17 protein-coding genes are annotated in these 18,627 nt (G+C 50.4%); all 17 read left to right on the top strand.

The features are described 5' to 3' along the window. Positions 1-714 precede the first annotated feature (714 nt). On the top strand, positions 715-1,404 hold the full coding sequence (locus ACFPOF_RS06145; RefSeq protein ID WP_378130648.1) for an EAL domain-containing protein: 690 nt from the start codon (positions 715-717) through the stop codon (positions 1,402-1,404). A 72-nt stretch (positions 1,405-1,476) separates the two neighbouring features. Continuing rightward, complete coding sequence (locus ACFPOF_RS06140) at positions 1,477-6,186, top strand: S-layer homology domain-containing protein (RefSeq protein WP_378130646.1); 4,710 nt, start codon at positions 1,477-1,479, stop codon at positions 6,184-6,186. 137 nt (positions 6,187-6,323) lie between these two features. Then, positions 6,324-6,608, top strand: a complete 285-nt coding sequence (locus tag ACFPOF_RS06135; RefSeq protein WP_378130644.1) for a hypothetical protein — start codon at positions 6,324-6,326, stop codon at positions 6,606-6,608. Between the two features lie 599 nt (positions 6,609-7,207). Further along, on the top strand, positions 7,208-7,690 hold the full coding sequence (locus ACFPOF_RS06130; protein WP_378130642.1) for a hypothetical protein: 483 nt from the start codon (positions 7,208-7,210) through the stop codon (positions 7,688-7,690). Between the two features lies 1 nt (position 7,691). Continuing rightward, on the top strand, positions 7,692-8,072 hold the full coding sequence (locus tag ACFPOF_RS06125) for a hypothetical protein (protein ID WP_378130640.1): 381 nt from the start codon (positions 7,692-7,694) through the stop codon (positions 8,070-8,072). 18 nt (positions 8,073-8,090) lie between these two features. Then, complete coding sequence (locus ACFPOF_RS06120) at positions 8,091-8,258, top strand: hypothetical protein (protein WP_378130638.1); 168 nt, start codon at positions 8,091-8,093, stop codon at positions 8,256-8,258. Positions 8,259-8,336: 78 nt separating this feature from the next. Next, positions 8,337-9,389 (top strand): hypothetical protein, encoded by a 1,053-nt coding sequence (locus tag ACFPOF_RS06115; protein ID WP_378130636.1) that lies wholly within the window; start codon positions 8,337-8,339, stop codon positions 9,387-9,389. Beyond that, positions 9,390-10,193, top strand: a complete 804-nt coding sequence (locus tag ACFPOF_RS06110; protein WP_378130635.1) for a hypothetical protein — start codon at positions 9,390-9,392, stop codon at positions 10,191-10,193. It begins immediately after the preceding gene. A 15-nt stretch (positions 10,194-10,208) separates the two neighbouring features. After that, positions 10,209-10,445, top strand: coding sequence for a hypothetical protein (locus ACFPOF_RS06105; protein ID WP_378130633.1), 237 nt, complete (start codon positions 10,209-10,211; stop codon positions 10,443-10,445). Between the two features lie 148 nt (positions 10,446-10,593). Further along, on the top strand, positions 10,594-12,744 hold the full coding sequence (locus ACFPOF_RS06100) for a methyltransferase (RefSeq protein WP_378130631.1): 2,151 nt from the start codon (positions 10,594-10,596) through the stop codon (positions 12,742-12,744). 185 nt (positions 12,745-12,929) lie between these two features. Then, entirely contained in the window at positions 12,930-13,685 is a 756-nt protein-coding gene (locus ACFPOF_RS06095) for a hypothetical protein (protein WP_378130629.1), read from the top strand. Between the two features lie 2 nt (positions 13,686-13,687). Beyond that, entirely contained in the window at positions 13,688-14,272 is a 585-nt protein-coding gene (locus tag ACFPOF_RS06090; RefSeq protein WP_378130627.1) for an RNA polymerase sigma factor sigma-70 region 4 domain-containing protein, read from the top strand. 24 nt (positions 14,273-14,296) lie between these two features. Beyond that, positions 14,297-14,752, top strand: coding sequence for a hypothetical protein (locus tag ACFPOF_RS06085; protein WP_378130625.1), 456 nt, complete (start codon positions 14,297-14,299; stop codon positions 14,750-14,752). Between the two features lie 68 nt (positions 14,753-14,820). Further along, positions 14,821-15,390, top strand: a complete 570-nt coding sequence (locus tag ACFPOF_RS06080) for a gamma-glutamylcyclotransferase family protein (RefSeq protein ID WP_378130623.1) — start codon at positions 14,821-14,823, stop codon at positions 15,388-15,390. After that, on the top strand, positions 15,302-16,378 hold the full coding sequence (locus ACFPOF_RS06075) for a hypothetical protein (RefSeq protein WP_378130621.1): 1,077 nt from the start codon (positions 15,302-15,304) through the stop codon (positions 16,376-16,378). Before ACFPOF_RS06080 ends, ACFPOF_RS06075 begins: the two co-directional genes overlap by 89 nt. 971 nt (positions 16,379-17,349) lie before the next feature. After that, positions 17,350-17,550, top strand: a complete 201-nt coding sequence (locus ACFPOF_RS06070) for a hypothetical protein (protein WP_378130619.1) — start codon at positions 17,350-17,352, stop codon at positions 17,548-17,550. Positions 17,551-18,401: 851 nt separating this feature from the next. Continuing rightward, a complete protein-coding gene (locus ACFPOF_RS06065; RefSeq protein ID WP_378130617.1) occupies positions 18,402-18,551 on the top strand; it encodes a hypothetical protein in 150 nt (49 codons plus the stop codon). Positions 18,552-18,627: the final 76 nt, after the last annotated feature.

Raw genomic sequence — 18,627 nt, 5'->3', positions numbered from 1 at the left:
CGGTCGCCGGCAGTCCGGATCCGCAGCAGCTGCTCGCTATGGGCGACGCCTGGACGGTTGGGCGAGACGTCCGCGCCGGCTACTGGCGATCCGGATCTGCTCCAAGCGATCGTTCGGCCTGGCGTCGTGTTCAGCTCGCGCGATGCGCCACGATCGCCGGCCATCCGGATCCACTGCTGCAGCTCGACCAGGGCAACGGTCGGCCGCCGCTCGGCATTCTGCAGTGCCGGCGCCCCGGATCTGCTGCAGGGGATCATTCAGGCGCCTGGTCAGCTCGCGCGATGTCACCGCGGTGCCCGAGATCGTGGCTAGGGTAATGCTCGGGTGCCAGGCAAGACTTCCGTAGCGTCTGCCGGCGATCGGGAGTCAATGCAGCTGCTACTCAACCAAGGTGCCGGCTGCCTGTGGATTTGCCGCGTTATAACGCTATTAGTTCGCAGTAGAATCCCGACAAACTTAGCGCCCTAACGAAGGAAGAAGTGTCGCGCGGTACCGCGTCCCCGGATCTGCTGCAGTAGCCGATTCAGGTTCGGATCGGGCCTAAACTGCGAGTGGGAAAAAGTGCGCATTATAATGCGCAAAAATATGAGAAAAAAGTCGGATTTCGGGGTATAATTAGACCTATAATTCTCTTTTGAGGGAAATAATACAGGGAATTTAGATTCATTTACTGGATGTGGTGCCTAATTATTCGCAAATGACTGGGGTGTGAGGATGAGTCGACATGCAAAACTGATACAGCCGTGCTTCCAACCGATAAAGGACACAATTACGAATTCGCGTTTGGGGTACGAAGCGACCATTAAAGGACGAGCTGGAGAGAGCGCAAAGGTGTTGTTTGATCGTGCCATGTTCCGAGGGAAAGAATCGGTACACGATCTGGATCGTCATGCGCGACTCCTTGCCCTCTCTGAAGGAGAGCAGATCCTGGAGGATTCCGACCTGCTATTTCTTAACGTTTCATCGCTAGACACTTTAGAGCGAGAAGCCAGGCAGTTTCTGGAACGTGGATTAGCAGGCCGATTGGTATTCGAAATTACCGAGCACGTGTCTATTGATCAGGAAGCTGTTCGACTAATCGAAAAGATCCATGAATTAGGATTTATGATCGCGATCGATGATTTTGGTAAAGGATCCGCCAATTGGAGGTCATTCGTGGAACTGCCGATCTCGTATCTCAAAATGGATATGTATTTTGTTCATCAGATCCATCGAGCTGCGTCCCGGTATGTAATTGAAAAGATGGCAGAGCTGTGCTTAGAAATGGATATAAAACTGATTTTGGAAGGCGTCGAAACGGAGGCGCAGTTTCAGGAATTGCTGAAGCTAAAAGGGCGATACATGCAAGGGTTCTATTTCGGCCGGCCTCAATTTATCGAAAGCAATATGAGAGTGCATGCATGATATCAAGATCACAATGCAGCGTCATCCTTCAGGGGATTATGCATAGATACAACAAACAAAAGGAGTTATTACATGAAGCAAGAAAATGGGAATTCGTCGAAGGGGTCATTGACAGGTAAGAATATCGTAGTGATGCTGTTAGCTGTAATAATGGTATTCAGCACTGTGACGTCCGCGTTCGCCGCACCTGCCACTCCAGATCCAAGTGTTAGTTATTCACCTGAATCTGCGGACGTTGTTGTGTACGAAGGTAATCTTCCGCAAAGTGATACTAATCCGTCAGGTACTAGCACTTACCAGAATCTATCTTTGACCTATACGGGGGATAAGATGGTATGGGCGTTGGATAAGTCTATTATGTTGTACAGCAAAGACTCGGGTACAACGACAGCAATTTATACTGACACGGTCTTACTCTACGATGCTAGAATATCTTCGGATGGTAATTACATCATCTGGAAAAGGAAGCTTAGCACCACTTCCTACGAATTTGTTTATTATAATGTCGGCACGGCAACTGCGAAAGTTATAGACACATCTGTCAAGCAATTTGGCGGAGTGCCGTCGATGACTCCTGACGCAGGGAAAGTGGCATATGTTAAATGGACGGGTGCCAACTATCAATATGCCATATATAACAGGGACACTGATTCTGTAACTCTGCTACCTACTTCAGTCATCGGACCTGCTAACAACCCCGACGTCACTAGTTCGGGTTCGCCTATTATTATCACAAAAGATGGAACTAAGTTATGGTTAACTTACGGGCCAGGAGTAGGTAGTAACGTCACGACGATCATGTATTATGATTTAGCCGCATTATCTGTCATTAAAACCGAATCTACCAACGATGCTTTTAGCCTTCATCTCTTCGGCCTAAGTGACGATGAACAACAAGTATGGGGATGGTCTTATAACTCTTCCCAATATAGACTAGGTGTCGCTCCTACGTCGAACACTAAAAGTTCAACATGGCTTAAAAACTTAACAACATCCGATGGCTACCCTAAAGCCATGAGCCCTGATGGAAATATTTTTTATTTTAAGGGTTTGAATTTTATAAACAATGCTCCAAGCACATTCTTACCTGATGTACCGGTCGCAGGATTTTCTGGAAACGGAAAAGTTTTCGCGTATTATGATTCTGCTTCTAAAAGATATGTCACTTTGGACTTGTCCGAGTATTACAGTAACCCTACTAAATATTATAAGCCGCCAGTTGCCAAGGATTACACTGCAACAGCAGATAAAACTGGGATTACACTGAAATGGAGCCCTAATACTTTCGCTACCAACGGCGCTAGAATCTTCCGCAATGGATCTCAGCTCGCTATTACGAGTGCGAACTTAACTATCTATGTGGACTCGAACGTAGAAGTAAATAAGACTTACACTTACACAATTGAGTGGAAAAACCCAGCGGGATATTCCGCCCAGCTATCTCGAACTGTAACAACTTTAGCCGGGTCGTCAGTAGCTTTAGGAAATGCCGCTGCCCATACCGGTGAATATGTAATGTTTGCTGGATACATGTGGAGGATCATTGGCGACAATTATCTAATCACAGACTCCGCTGTGAACACTATGGCTTATGAAACAAATAGTACTGGTGATGGCTCGTTCACTCCGGGTAGAAGTACAAATGTTGCGTATTATTTGAATAATACCTTGTATAATTGGCTAGATGCGAGGTATGATAAGCCATTTATTAAGCGATTCACATTGAAAATTGTGGACGCAAGCAATGTAACCTTAAAGACAATTCAAGCAAATATAGGCTTGTTGTCTTATTCCGATTTGAATCTTGATCTTCCTTTTACGTTGCCTTTTACCTGGACTTTGGGTATGAGCGGAGACCTAACCGCGTCGAGCATACAGTTGTCCAAGAAAGGAAACATTGCACAAAGAACAACTTTGCTAGATACGTATCCCACTGTTCATATAGTGGAAAATGCGATTGTAGCCGGAAGTGGTTCGTATAACGATCCCTATACTTTCGAGGATATCGGATCCGCAGTTGCTACACCTACTGGGTTTACAGCTACTGCAAACGGTAGCGATAAGATCAATCTTAAATGGAACGCTGTTAGCGGAGCTTCCAGCTATGAAGTTAAAAGAGCAGGCACTATCGTGTATAGCGGCCCTGCTTTACTTTTCACAGATAGTGCGTTGATTGGCGGAACTTCGTATTCTTATACTGTAACCGCCAAGGACGGCTCTGGGGTTTCTAGTGCACCTGCAAGTGCGTCAGCCACTACAGCGGCTGCCGTGTTACCGGATACGCCTCAGAATTTTGTAGCGACTGCGAACGGCCATGATAAGGTTAACTTATCGTGGGATGCTGTAGTAGGTGCCGTATCTTACAAAGTTAAACGTGGCACGACAGTTATTTATAGCGCTGCTGGTACGACTTTCCAAGATTCAGGATTGACTGCTGCAACGTTATACGCGTATACCGTAGAGGCAGTGAATTCTACTGGACAATCCAGCGCTCTTGTGGCTAATGCTTCTGCAACAACTGGTCCTGCTCCGACGGTATCCGCACCATCCAGCTTCAGAATCGTTACAACTACTGAGACAAGCGTTCAGCTGGCATGGAACGGCGTAGCCGGGGAATCCTACACAGTCACTCGGAATGGCACTTCCGTGTATACGGGAACCACTCCAAGCTTTACGGATATTTCTCTTTCGCCGAATACAACGTATGCATATGAAGTAACTGCAACTAGTGTCGCAGGAACTAGTGGCCCGTCTTCTTTGAACGCCACAACACTTTCTGAATTTGTAGCAGTTCCACAAAATTTATCTTCGGGCACTCCGGAGTATAATCGTGTAACTCTTACTTGGAATGCAGTAGCAGGTGCAGATAGTTATGTCGTAAAAAGAGACAACGTTGTTGTTTATTCGGGATCAGCTTTGACTTTCGAAGACTCTTCCGTAGCGGCTTCTACAACGTATGTGTACACAGTGGTTGCGAAGAAAGGAAATTCTGCAAGCGCTGCGGCACAGGTAACCGTAACTACACCAGTACAAGTTGGCCCAGATCTTAGACCACAACTGCCTGTAGGTACTCCACCTATTATCTCTTCTAACGTAAGTAAGAACGGGGTGGATTTCTCTTGGCCTGCAATTGCTGGGGCGGATTCGTACACTATCAAGAGAAACGGCGCAGTAGTTTACACCGGAACAGATCTTACTTATTCTGATTCGGGATTAACAGAGGACACCAATTATACGTACACGTTCTTTGCTAGTAATACGCATGGAGATAGTGCGTCGTTCAATTTGGATGTCCACACTAAAGGTTCTGCCCCGGCTAAACCTACAGGCTTCAAAGTGAATCGCATTTATGCAGACGCGGCTTCTTTCCAATGGGCAAGAGGTGCAGGTAATCCTACGTATACCTTAGTTAGGGACAACGATGTCGTAGTTTATTCTGGACCTATGACAACGTTCCGTGACACAACGTTGGACAAACTTACCTCGTACACTTACGTGGTTGAAGCGACCAATCAATGGGGAACTACGGCATCTGATCCGTTGACCATTACTACAACCGATGATGTTCCTGCGGTAGTTATTTCTCCATCGTCTGAAACAACAACAGGATCAATAACTTTCTCGTTCCAAGTTATTGAAGGCGCTTATGAGTATCATGTTGAACGTAATCCTCACTGGGTTTATACAGCAAACGGGGATGGAACTTTCCACCTAACCTACGAAAACACCACAACTGGTGCAACACAGGATTACGGAAATGTTAGTCCTGTTGGTGGTAAGCTCGCATTTAAAGAGGATTCTGTCAACCCAGGCTCCGCTTATCATTATGATGTAACTGCATTCAAGCAGGGCGCAGGAGGTTCCTTGGAACCAGTTGGAGGAAGCAAGGTAGACGTAACTACTCCAGCTGACGGTTCAGGTACTACTGTAGGTGCTGGTAATGTCAATGGTGGCTCCGGTGGATTTGACGGAGGCACGGGCGGCGGAACTGGTGGCACAGGTGGTACCGGCGGAACTGGTGGCACAGGTGGGACCGGCGGAACTGGTGGCACAGGTGGTACAGGAGGAACTGGTGGCACAGGTGGTACAGGCGGAACCGGAGGCACTGGTGGTACTGGTGGTACTGGTGGCGGAACGGGCGGTGGAACCGGAGGCGGTACAGGCACCGGTGGTACTGGATCTGGCGGTGGTACAGCTGGTGGGGGCCCTCGTGACTTAACAGATTTGCCAGGCCATTGGGCGGAAGAACCAATCAGGAAATTGTTAGATATGGGAATTGTAACGGGCTATACGGACAGCACTTTCCAGCCTAACAAAACGGTAACTCGCGCGGAACTCATGGCCATGTTCTCACGGATGCTAATCCAGTTTGCACCGAAACTGCCAGAAGAAGCGCACACGTTTAAGGATGTTCCCGCGGCTGCCTGGTATGCGTTGGATCTGAAGAAGGCTTGGTCGTACAAAGCCGTGAAGGGTTATAGCGCAACGGAGTTCAAACCAAACCTTACAATTAACCGAGAGCAAACAATGTCAATTGCATTTCGAGCTCTCAACTTGCTTTCAGGCATAGCGCCTGTAAGTGAAAATGATGTATCGGGAATCCTATCTAACTTCTCAGATGGATCGAAAGTTAGCGGTTGGGCACAGCTCGAGGTTGCTTCTGCGGTCGAGTCTGGTTTGGCCGAAGGCAACGGCGCAAAGCTAAATCCTAAAGGACAAACAACGCGTGCGGAAGCTGCCAATCTGATATATAAAGTTCTCCAAAAAGCAAATATCATTTAAAAACCAGGAGGCGGAGAAATCTGCCTCCTTTTTCATATTCTCTACATGAATAAAACAATGTAAAAATCAAATTGACATCTTGAAATATACATAGTAATATTCAATTACAAATTGAATGTGAGAGGGGAAATTTGAAGATGGGACGCAACATGGGAACGACGAAAATGGAGGTCGTTGAAGCAATCGACTTGCACATCTCTAACTGCAACCAGGTTCTTGCCATGGTAAAGGGTCGTCGACTGATGGGCCGGGGGATCGCGGGGTGGCTTCGGAAGAACGATTCCATTTTTAATAATGAGTCTCAACTTCAACTGATGTTAGCAGCTGGGGATTACGGGGAGGCGTTCCGGGTCGAGGCGATCGAAGCCATTCAACGCTCGATCGCGTTTTACTCCTCGATCTCTCTTGCGTACGCTGCCTAATCGAGGGGGGATGGGCGATGAAGTCCAAAAAACGAATTACCCCCAAGAAGCAATGGGCATGTCACTGCGGGGACGGTAAGCAACACCGGCACCAAGCGGAATGTAAAGCGTACTTTCAACGGCGAAATCGAAAGATTCGCCTCAGAACAGCCCCGATCATGGGGCTGTCTTGGGTCGAAATTCGGAAAGCCGGTCGGATTTCAGAACTATGGGAGAGGAGCGAAGGAGAATGAAGCTCAATGAAGGCTGGGCAATTCTACCGGATGTCTCGGAACTGCATTACATGAACGGCTACGAGTCGTTATGCGGGAAACATAGCACTTTTTTGCCGGTTACGATCCTTCAGCACGGATCGCCAAGATGCAGCGAATGTCAAAGGACTGTCCTTATCCCTGAGCAGGACAGAAGACAGTGCTTCGTTTGCGGCAAAACGGACGATGCCAAGGCGCTGAAGGTTGAGGGATATCCGGGGCCGGTTTGTAACGGGTGCGAGCCTGGTTACAAAAATAATCAATTTTGCGTATAGACGCGAGCGATCATCAGCTGCTCTCAGTCTCAAGGAAATCGACTTCCGAAATTTCGGGAAAGTGGGTGATTAAATGACGAAACCGAAGATGGATAACAACACGATTCCGGATACGATCGAAGCCATGAAAGGCTACCTGAAGAGCATGCAGGGCATGCTCGATAGAATCCGGAATCAGGGGGTTAGCAGTGCGGAGCTGGCAAAGTGGATTGGTCGATATCAGATGACATTTGCCCAGGATCAAAATTTGGTTGCGCTCCTCCAATCGGGTGCACACCTGCGCCGATCGCAAAAATTAAGCTTCCGGAACGAAGCTGAAGAAGCGATCACGCGCGTCATTCTCCCGGTTGAGAAGATGATCGAAGCGCTAGAATGGCACAATGCGGTATTACAACGGGCCGCAGCAGCTGGAGAAGATAAACGAGCCACGTGCATGATCTGCGACGAGTCACGACACGAAGATGATGTTAATATGGTCGACTTCGCGATCGATGTTTGCTTACTCTGTGAGCCAGGCTATCGCGTGGAACTTCAAGAAGATGAAGGAGGGGCTTGATATGGATTCGAGGATGCATGTCATTGCCAGGGGCGAATGCTCCACCGCCGCCAAGCTGATACGGGACAGGGAAATACATTTATTGGACCTGGATCGCCATTCGGACTGTCAGAGCGTTGCAGATGCGATTGCCGATCCATCATATAGGCAGCAGGTATTAATGGATATGGGCATTACTTCGCCGCCGTCCGAGGGGATCCTGTGGGTGATCTATCGTGGGTTGGACGGCTCCATTAATGGCTTCGATTCGCAAGGGATCCGTCTTAATGACATGGAGATCGACGCAGACGAAATTTTCGCCGCGATGCTGCATGCGGTAGTGGAGTATAGCAGGCGGAAAGCTGCAGGAGTTAAGAACATAGGTCGGATGAATTCGATCTAGCTGAAGGAGGAGAAAATCATGACGAAAAGACCGACAGATCGACAACAGCGGATCGAATGGCTGATACGGAAATTCGGTAAAAAGAAGGTAGAATCGTGGGCATCCGCAAAATCGGATCAGGAAGTGGAAGAGGAATTCGAATCCTTGTTTACGCTCTGCAAGAATCTACCCGATATGTCCGCCTGACGATGGCCATGGTGGGCACCTGGTTGAATCGCCGTAGCAGCGGCGAAGCGGATAGCCCGAAGAGAGGGGAATTACGAAATGTATGATCTGGATGCTCGCTCGACGCTCAGAGCTTTTATTCGCAAGCTCCGGAAAGATGGCCAACTGACTACGGCCAATGGTAAAGCTAACTTATATGCAGGTCAAACACAGATCGCCCTGCACCTGAAAACACATACGAGCCGGCGTCCGATAACGCTTAGGTATGCGATCATTCGCGCGGCTTTGCAACTGGCCTATTACACGCGTACGGTAACGCGGAAGGACCTGGAGGTCTACACCAGGGGCGCGAATAGCGCACTGCTAGGCGTCCTCATTGAGATTTTCGGAGACCGCGGCAAGCTTCAGCGCACAACCGGTGGATTGATCCGGCTATCTTTGCGGGGGGTCCGGTACTTCTTTGCTGGTGCAGATCGCGTTAAACGTGACTTGGATATCGCTGCAGCCAACGGTGCACGGTTCGTCCTCATGAGCTATGCGCACATACGCCGGCGGCACTCCTGGAAGGGGCATGTGCAACGACTGGGATTGAAGGTGCTTTTAGACAGTGGCGCGTTCACACATTGGCAGGCAGAGCGAAATGGGAAGCAGCTCGAGCCGATCGTCCTGGAGGAGTATGCAGCATTCATCATGGAACATCAAGATGTGCTGCATGGATACTTCAACTTGGACAAGATCGGGGATCCCGCGGTGAGCAGGGAGAATGCCAATCGCTTGAAGGCGTTCGGTCTTCAACCAATTGAGGTTTGGCATGTAGGCGGGAGCATCAAAGCGTTAAAAAGCCTGGTCGAAGAAGATCATGCGGTAATTGCGATCGGCGGCAGCGTAGGGCTTTCCGAAAAAAAGAGAGCCAGGGCGTTTCGATGGATATTCCGAGTCTTTAAGAATCAGAACTTTCATTTCTTGGGTGGTTCGAGCAAGCTGCTGCAAGAATTCCCTTGGTTCTCAGCGGATTCCACCGGCTGGAGTGTCGGCCGAAAATATGGCGCCATCATAGATGAGTGTGGCCAGCGCAAGGCGCCGATCGACATGGATCCGCTCGAGGCGCTGGCATACAATGCACGGTATTTTGCGGGTCTGGAGGCAGCGTAGATGATCAAACATATCGTATGCTATAGCGGCGGCGAGACATCCGGCATCGTGGCCTACGAAGTCGTCAAGCGATTCGGGCCAGAGAACGTCATTTTACTAAACCATGATATCAGCGCTAATGTTGAGGATACCGACATCAAGAGATATAAAATAGAGCTCGCTTCCGCCCTGGGTGTACCTATCACCTATGCGAATATGGAGTCCTGGGAGGTCATGGATCAGTTCGACGTCTGTCTGCAGGCCAAAGCTTTTAAGGCTGGCATGCATCCGATTTGCACGAGCCGGTTAAAGACAAGGCCCTTTGAACGCTGGCTGAAGGAAAACTATCCAGCCGACCCAGAGACGGGACGCCAGGAGCATGCTATTATTTACTATGGATTCGAAGCTAAGGAACAGGCCAGGATCGATCGGCGAACCCGCATTATGAATGAGAAGGGTTATGCTGTGGAGTTTCCTGTAGCGAACTGGGCAGGCTGTATCAAAAGCACGCGCGAAATTGGCGTTGAACCCCCGCATACATACGAAGTTTGGAAGCACGCGAATTGCATCGGATGCCTGCGTGCAGGGAGGCAGCATTGGTACGTTGTTTACTGTAGACGTCCGGATATATGGGAGAAAGCTAAAATAACCGAGGCTGCTATTGGATACAGCATTTTGCGGATTGATAACGAGCCGGTGTTCCTGAAAGAGATGGAAGATCAATTCCGTGCGATGAAAGAGGCTGGAATTGAAGCAACTGAAAAAGTGAGCCCGACAAGGTTTTGGCGCGAAACGAAGCGAATTCTCAAAGAAAGATCGGCGTGAAAGGAGAGACAAGGATTGACGGAAAAGGAGAATCCAAATCAGTGGGGCGGCGCTCGTGAAAGAGCCGGCCGACCGAAGAAAGAGAGTATCCGTCAGGATATTTCAGTTTACTTATCCCAGGAGCAATGGGATGCAATGAACGAAGAAGCCAAGGAGAATGGCGAGAAAATAACCGCCTTAATGCTCAAAACCATAAGAGATAAGGCCGATGCGCTCATTCGTAAAAAGAAAAAGAATAAGAGTGAGGAATAATATCAGGTTCAACCAGAGACTCTTCGGGGTCTCTTTTATTTTATCCACTTGAAAAAAACTAGTTAAAATCATGTTGATAACATGAAAAAAACATGGTATTATTCAAGTATGGAGTTAAACAGTGAAGTTGTTGAGAGGATGGATATCTATGAGTAACGCGATTATGTCCGTAAACGAAAGTCAACTTGGCGCACTGGTGAATCCTTCGGATGAGCAGGCGAATATCCTTTTGAATCCGATGGCGGTTGTCGATGCGTATCATCAAAAATTTCGACTGAAGGATTACGTGCTTGCTGATGTGTTAGCCGCTTTTTATGCGCTAAAGCACGCCAAAGAAGAAATCAAATTGCAACTCTTGGAAAAGGTCAATCGCTCCGAAGCGCATAAGCGTCGCCGTATTCATACAAAAAAAGAGATCGTGGAACGGTTTTATAAGCAGTTTCTTAACGAAGTCGCTCATGCCGATTCGCATTCCTTTTCCTATCTGTTAGCGATGGATGGCAACTTTGAAGCTGTGTATATGGAGGCGTTAGATGAGAAGGTCGCATCGATGACCGACGAAAGTATCGCAGCTCACCTTGCATCTCAAAATCAGGAAATCGCAGCTCGGGTAAAAGCGATGGAGAACCCCGAAACGCTGTCTGAACTTCGGATGAAAAAAAGTGCGGTTGGACTAAACGAGGAAGAGCAGGTTCGCCTTGATGAGCTTGAAGCTCATCTAACGCGTGAGCGTGATGCGGCCCCTACGGTTCAGCGTTCGGAAGTGAATGTATCCGGGTTTAGCCTGGAAGAGACGAAACACACGAAGACGCACGAGACGATTTTTGTTGTTCGGCTCAAGGAAAGGTTAGATCGTGACACCTACAATACGATACAAGCGCAAATGCGCAGCATCGGCGGGGGATGGTCGAAATTTACGCAAGGATTTAACTTCAAAGCCGATCCTTCCGAACGTCTGAAGGCTATATTCGGAAACGAGACGGACGCGGTAGAGGAAAGCGCCGCAGCGGATGTGGAGCCCAGCAATAAAGCTGCTGAGAAGCTGAGAACTGTAGCGGATAACATGCAAAAGTCGATAGATGATAAACGCCGCGATCGGCCAACGCATACTCACCGAATGGCGAGTATGGCAGCGTCCGCCGCGAAAGAAGCGGACGAGTTAGAACGTATACAGCGGATCATGCGGAATCTCGCAGATGCGATGGAGCGCGGCGACGCGATCCACCTTGACGGCGTAACGGCTCGTACACATATTGAGACGCTCGATGGGTTTCTCCGGTCTCGCGTGTACGAACAGATGCAAAAAAATAAGGAGCAAACGTTAGATCGTAACGGAAGCGCAATTCGGCGCGACCCGACGCTCGAAGACATTAATGGTATGACTTACCCGAAGCCGGAAATGGCCAGCGATACGCTGGAATTGTTTATCAAGGAAATGACGGGTAACGCACTGAAAGGCACATCGCGGCTATTGGCTCGCGTTCAAAAGGAAATAGCAGCACAGCGCGGGCGTCAAAGAGCATCAGGTTGGTTCCTTGTCGATGCGACCCCGATTTTTGATGAACTCAGTACGTTAATTTCCAAAGCAAAAACCGTTCCTTTTGCCGGTCGAATTAATGACCTGCTTACACCGTATAAGCGGCTGCAAACGATGGGGATCAAGGCGCCGGAACAATTCCGTTCCGCTTTGCGTGAGTACCTGAATTATCGAGCAGGAACGGGATTGTCAGAAGAGGAGAAAAAGAAACGGTCGCTTGCCCAGCGCGAATCTGAAACAACACGCATGAAAATTCCCGGTTACTTCCCTACACCGAAAGAAACGGTCGATATTATGATGGCCAACGTTGCGATCGAAGCAGGGGACAAGGTTCTCGAGCCATCGGCAGGCAAAGGCAATATTGCAGAGGCGTTAATTGCTCATGAAGGCGCTGACGTAGACGTGATTGAAATTAACTCGACGCTGAGAGGCATTCTGGAGGACAAAGGATTTAACATCGTGGCGTATGATTTCCTTGCATATCAAGTGGGCGGATACGATGCAATCGTAATGAACCCGCCGTTCGAAAATGGACAAGACATCGAACACGTTCAACACGCTTACGAGCTGCTAAAGCCGGGCGGACGTCTTGTCGCCATTATGAGTGAAGGTCCATTCTACCGGAGCGACAAGCCGGCGATGACGTTCCGCGAATGGCTAGATGGCAAAGGAGGGGTAAGTGAAAAACTGCCCGAGGGATCGTTTAAGTCTGCCGAACGCCCAACGGGCGTAGCGACGCGAATCGTCGTGGTCGACAAATAAGGCTGTGCAACCGGCGCGCGCGGTTTCGCGCCCGCCGGCTACCATGCCTTTCGTCGCTTCCGAATCCAAATGAGAGCGTACATATTCGGTTGTACGGGCAGGTAAGCTTTACGAAATGACGGGCGCGTCAAAATTGAATGGCAAAAACTGCCTGATAACTGCCGATATAGAAAGGAGATGGAGCATTGGGAACCCCTATTCCACATCATGAAAATGAAACCAGAGAGCGGCAGCCCTCGCAGTATAATTCCTACTTTTTGTCTCCGGAAGAGCTGGAAAGGGAGAAGGCACGCCTTGCAACTAGGATGCCGCAGATCAGATCGGAGCGCGTCAATACGAAGCCATCGATAACGCGGGATCGCTATATCGAATTACGTGCACGGGGAGAAAGCAGGGCCGATATTAAACTAAAGCATTTTGGGAACCGTGCGGCAACAATGAAAGGCTTCCTCGAGGCTTGGGATCTCATGGATCCGTCCAAGGAGAAAACAGAAGTAGAATTGTTTCAGCAGCGTAATGGGATTGAGCCTCCTGTTCCAAATAAGCGAACACTGAGGACGCGATCGCCTAAGACACCGCGAGAGGTAAAACCAAAGCTGGTCAAAGAACCGAGGGAGAGATTGCGTAAACCACCGGTGATTAAACCTCCTCGGGTACGAAAGCCGGTTACGCGCGTGCGTCGACCTAAATTGCTCAAGTTACAATTGCAGGTTCCCATTCCCGATCGATCGATTGACGAGCAGCTGCGCGAGATTCAGGAGCTGACGAACCGGTTCCAGGGCCAACTCGATAGAGATTTAGCAACCTGGACTTCATCGGCCGCGGATCTCCTTGAAGTAATAAAAGCTTTTGCCGGATTAATCGGAAGCGAGTTGAAGGATACCAAGTTATCGGAATACTTCTCCGGATGCTCGCTGCCGAGTGCCAAGGTGGTGGAATAGGGATGGGGAAGGCCAATGACTGGAGTGACGAGGAAAAGGAGTTTCTGCAGCAGCAATGGGGACGGCTGGATTTGCCCACGCTGGCCAATCGATTGGGGCGCCCTGAAGGCGGAATCATGAATATGGTAACGCGATTAAGCCTGGGCCCTGCAAAAGATGGCGAGGGTAAACTTACCGCGAACCAGCTCGCCGGTGCATTACAGGTGGACCAACATACGGTAATCGACTATTGGATCGCAAAATGTGGTCTCAAAGCCGAAAAGCGCATCGTAAAGAAGGTAAAGCCCATGATGATGATTGCACTGAATGATTTCTGGTCATGGGCTCAACTGAATCAAGACAAGCTGGATACCAGGCGATTTGCACACGAAACACTTGGCCCCGAGCCTGTGTGGATGGAAGAGAAACGCGAGGCGGATTCGTTAAGGCCGGAAAGTGAGAGGCGCCCCTGGCATGCGGAAGATGACGAAATGCTGATGCGGTTAAAAGGGACTATGACGTACAAAGAAATCGCATCGTTAATGGGCCGAACGGACAACGGTGTTGAAAAAAGGATCATGCGCCTTCGAAAGAACAGGAACGCTTAAACAAACCGTCTGGGGGATAAGAGGATGAAATCTGCAGAAGAAATGAAACAAGAGTTCCGCGAAAAATGGATGGCGCTAATTGCCATCTATGCTGAATCCGTCGATGCATTTTTCGATGAGGAAATCAATGACAATGACATTATGCAAGAGCTTCAAAAAGCGGCTGAGCTAAATCAACCAATCTCATTTGCGATTGGCCGGGATATCGTTACACACTGGATGACTAAGCACTGTTTCAAAGAGGGCTTTTTCAGAACGAAACAAGTTCGTCATACGGAGTTTAAGTTGAACATGGAACCAAAGAGCTGGCCGTTTCCGGATAATCCGGACAACAATTACCTGGTGTATATTCTGGAGAAAAGCAAAGCTTATCAAGCGTGTAAGAACCGTTATATTGCAAATGGCTATGACTACAATGAGAAAATTAATCCAGGTGGCGTTGTCGTCTCCATTGGACTAAAACAAGACAAGTTGTTTTGATCCCATGTAAGGAGCAGACCACATTCGTGAATTAGGCGGTTTTTCAGCCAAAAAACATCTGAATAGGAGTGAGTCCAGCAACGCAATTCTACTTTGCGTACGGATCCAATTTAAGCCACGTTCAAATGCGATCGCGCTGTCCGCGGGCGATCCCTTACGGTAGAGCCTACTTGCCGGATTACCAGATTGATTTCAAAGAAAATGGCAGCCGATGCGGCGTGACGACGATTGAACCAGCACTAGGCAAGTTTGTCGAGGGTGGGCTATATCGGATTACCGGCGAATGCAGAAAGCAGCTTGATCGATTTGAGGGTTACCCATTTACGTATTATCGCGAAAAGATAAGGGTCTTCACCTATGATCATCAGGAAATTATGGCGATTACGTATGTAATGCAAGACCACTTTTACAGAGCTGTTCCTTCCGTAGGTTACGTACGGCGTATCGAGGAGGGATACAAAGATTTTAGAATCCCGATGGATACGCTCCGATCAGCGTATAACAGCGTAAAGCGATCTGTCTATCATAGAGAAATAAGGGGGGCAACTCATGCCAGAACCAATCGTAGTGCTGAGATGGGTGATTGTACTAGCTGTGCTGCTGGGCATATTTTTCTACCTAACGTTAAAAAGACATAGGTCGATCCGGATCGTTTACAATCTCCTGATGAAAGCAAACTTGATCCTCATGTACCCAGTCGGGTTTGTTCTCCTATTCCTTTTCCCACTTTGGATTGGCATCTGGATTGGCTTCGAGATTGTTATAGCTATGACTGGTCGGATGGACTTAGTATTACCGCCGTTCTATCTAAACCTAGAAAATTTGGTTGATCTCTTGACGCCCTATGCAGCAGGGTTAATGGCCATTTTTATTATTGCTCTTAGATTGCCGGCTGGTCTCTTAAAAGAGGGAACCAAAATATCGTATGAAAAGTTTGGGAGGCTGCAATGGTGGGGCCGGGCAACAAGAAGCATGAAAGAGCGCTGGCAATGGCTTCCTACCGTTCAGGGGTTATTCATGCCCTATCTTTCGGAGAAGGCTGGGAGAGGAGAAATTAGAGGGGTCAGCCCAACGGCCAATGCAGGTGAGGATGAATATAAGATTGCCCACGCATTGGCAGATCATTTCAACGTGCCTGTTTTTATGCAGGCAAGCGATTTCGCCGAAATGGACCATCGTGATACTGAGCGAAAAGGGCTGGTCGATTTTAAGTACATCCCCGGGTTAGACGCGGGAGAGCTCCCACTGGTACTGGATCGCCCCGTACATTTCATTTGGGATATGAAAGGTTACTTGTGGTACAACGCCACCACTTTTAATCCCTTTAAAAAGCGCAAGCGCACGAATGAGGCGCTAGAAATGTATCATAGTTTGCTTGAAGATGACGGAATTATTTTGATAGATGCTGCCGTAAGAAGAACCACTCTCCAAGTATTAAATGAGATAATAATCTCATTCGTTCCTTGGATGTTTTATTACGGTGAGGGGTCAACGTTTGACCGTGTAGCGAGTGTGATTCGGCGTCGGAGCGACCTATTCAGTGTTCAATTAGCTGGTGAAGGAAAATATAGGATCGCCATTATCCAGAAGCATACGATTGGAGTTGCCCGGCGAGAGGCTGTATAACTACTAATTCGTGCCAGGCTCAAATATAAGATTAACAAGTGGACTTGCTCTAGCGACATTAGAGCGGTCCATTTTTCTGTTCGGCTGGTCGGTCGCGAGATCGTCGACGCGGTTCCGGGGGTCTGGATCCGCAGCAGCTGCTCGCACAAGGCGGCGCCCGGGCGCCAGGCGAGACATCCGCGCCAGCAGCCAGTGATCCGGATCTGATCAAGCGATCGATCATCTAGGCGCCTGGTTAGCTCGCGCGATCGCCGCGGCGCCGGCAGTGCGGATCCGCAGCAGCTGCTCGCGTAGGGCGAAGCCCGGGCGTCAGGCGAGATGTCTGCGCCGGCAGCCGGTGATCCGGATCTCAAGCGATCGATCATCTAGGCGCCTGGTCAGCTCGCTCGATCGTCGAAGCGTTCCGGAAGTCCGGATCCGCAGCAGCTGCTCGCATAGGGCGAAGCCCGGGCGCCAGGCGAGACGTCTGCGCCAGCAGCCGGTGATCCGGATCTCAAGCGATCGATCGTCTAGGCGCCTGGTCAGCTCGCTCTATCGTCGCCGGTGCCGGCAGTGCGGATCCGGATCCGTTCAAGCGATCGATCAGCCAGGAGCCAGGTTAGCTGTCGCGATCGTCGTCGCTGCGCCGGGAGTCCGGATCCGCAGCAGCAGCTCGAACAAGGCGGCGCCCGGGCGCCAGGCGAGACGTCCGCGCCGGCAGCCGGTGATCCGGATCTCAAGCGATCGATCATCTAGGCGCCTGGTCAGCTCGCTCGATCGCCGCGGCGCCGGCAGTGCGGATCCGCAGCAGCTGCTCGCGTAGGGCGAAGCCCGGGCGCCAGGCGAGACGTCCACGCCGGCAGCCGGGATCCGGATGATCAAGCGATCGATCAACCAAGCGCCAGGTTAGCTGTCGCGATCGTTGCCGCGGCGCCGGCAGTGCGGATCTGCAGCAGCTGCTCGCACAAGGCGGCGCCCGGGCGCCAGGCGAGATGTCCGCGCCGGCAGCCGTGATCCGGATCCGATCAAGCGATCGATCAGCCAGGAGCCAGGTTAGCTGTCGCGATCGTCGCCGCTGCGCCGGTAGTGCGGATCTGCAGCAGCTGCTCGTACAAGGCGGCTCCCGGGCGCCAGGCGAGACGTCCGCGCCGGCAGCCGGTGATCCGGATCCGATCAAGCGATCGATCATCTAGGCGCCTGGTCAGCTCGCTTGATCGTCGAAGCGTTCTGGAAGTCCGGATCCGAAGCAGCTTCTCGCATAGGGCGAAGCCCGGGCGCCAGGTGAGACGTCTGCGCCAGCAGCCGGTGATCCGGATCTCAAGCGATCGATCGTCTAGGCGCCTGGTCAGCTCGCTCTATCGTCGCCGGTGCCGGCAGTGCGGATCTGCAGCAGCTGCTCGCACAAGGCGGCTCCCGGGCGCCAGGAGAGATGTCCGCGCCGGCAGCCGGGAGCCGGATCCGATCAAGCGATCGATCAGCCAGGAGCCAGGTTAGCTGTCGCGATCGTCGTCGCTGCGCCGGGAGTCCGGATCCGCAGCAGCAGCTCGAACAAGGCGGCGCCCGGGCGCCAGGCGAGACGTCGCCGGCAGCCGGTGATCCGGATCCGATCAAGCGATCGATCAACCTGGCGCCTGGTCGGCTTTCGCGATCCTCGAAGCGTTCCGGGAGTCCGGATCAGCAGCTCGAACAAGGCGGCGCCCGGGCTCAGGCGAGACGTCGCCGGCAGGCGGTGATCCGGATCCGATCAAGCGATCGATTAACCTGGCGACTGGTCAGCTGTCGCGATCGTCGCCGGCAGTCGATCCGGATCTGTTCGAGCGATCGATCATCTAGGTACCTGGTCAGCTGTTGCGATCGTCGCCGCGGTGCCAACAGTCCGCCCGAGCAGCCGGTGAGAAGTCCGTAGAAACGGCTGGCGATCGGGAACTTAGTGTGCCCCCGGTGGTATTTATCTTTAACAAAACGTGTCGTGCATATTGATATCTTGAAAAATACATTGTATAATTCAAATAGTGAGATACAGTTCTAGGAGGTGCGGCTTTCTATGAAGAAAATCGAATTAACCATCGAACAGCAGGAGTTATTTATGCAACTGTATGCCGGGCTTACTTCCGCTCAGATCGAAAAGGCACTCCGAAGCGCAAAATTGACCCACCGTGACTGGTTAGCCTTTGTCCGACTGTTCCGCGATTAGTTCCCTTTTCATCCCACGAGCGGCACTAAGAGAATGCCGAAATTTGACATGAAAGATTGCAATCGTAGTATGCTTG

The organism is Cohnella soli, assembly GCF_042655525.1.
Classification (GTDB): Bacteria; Bacillota; Bacilli; order Paenibacillales; family Paenibacillaceae; genus Cohnella; species Cohnella soli.
The sequence above is the reverse complement of the archived record's forward strand: the minus strand, read 5'-3'. Positions and strand labels throughout refer to the sequence as shown.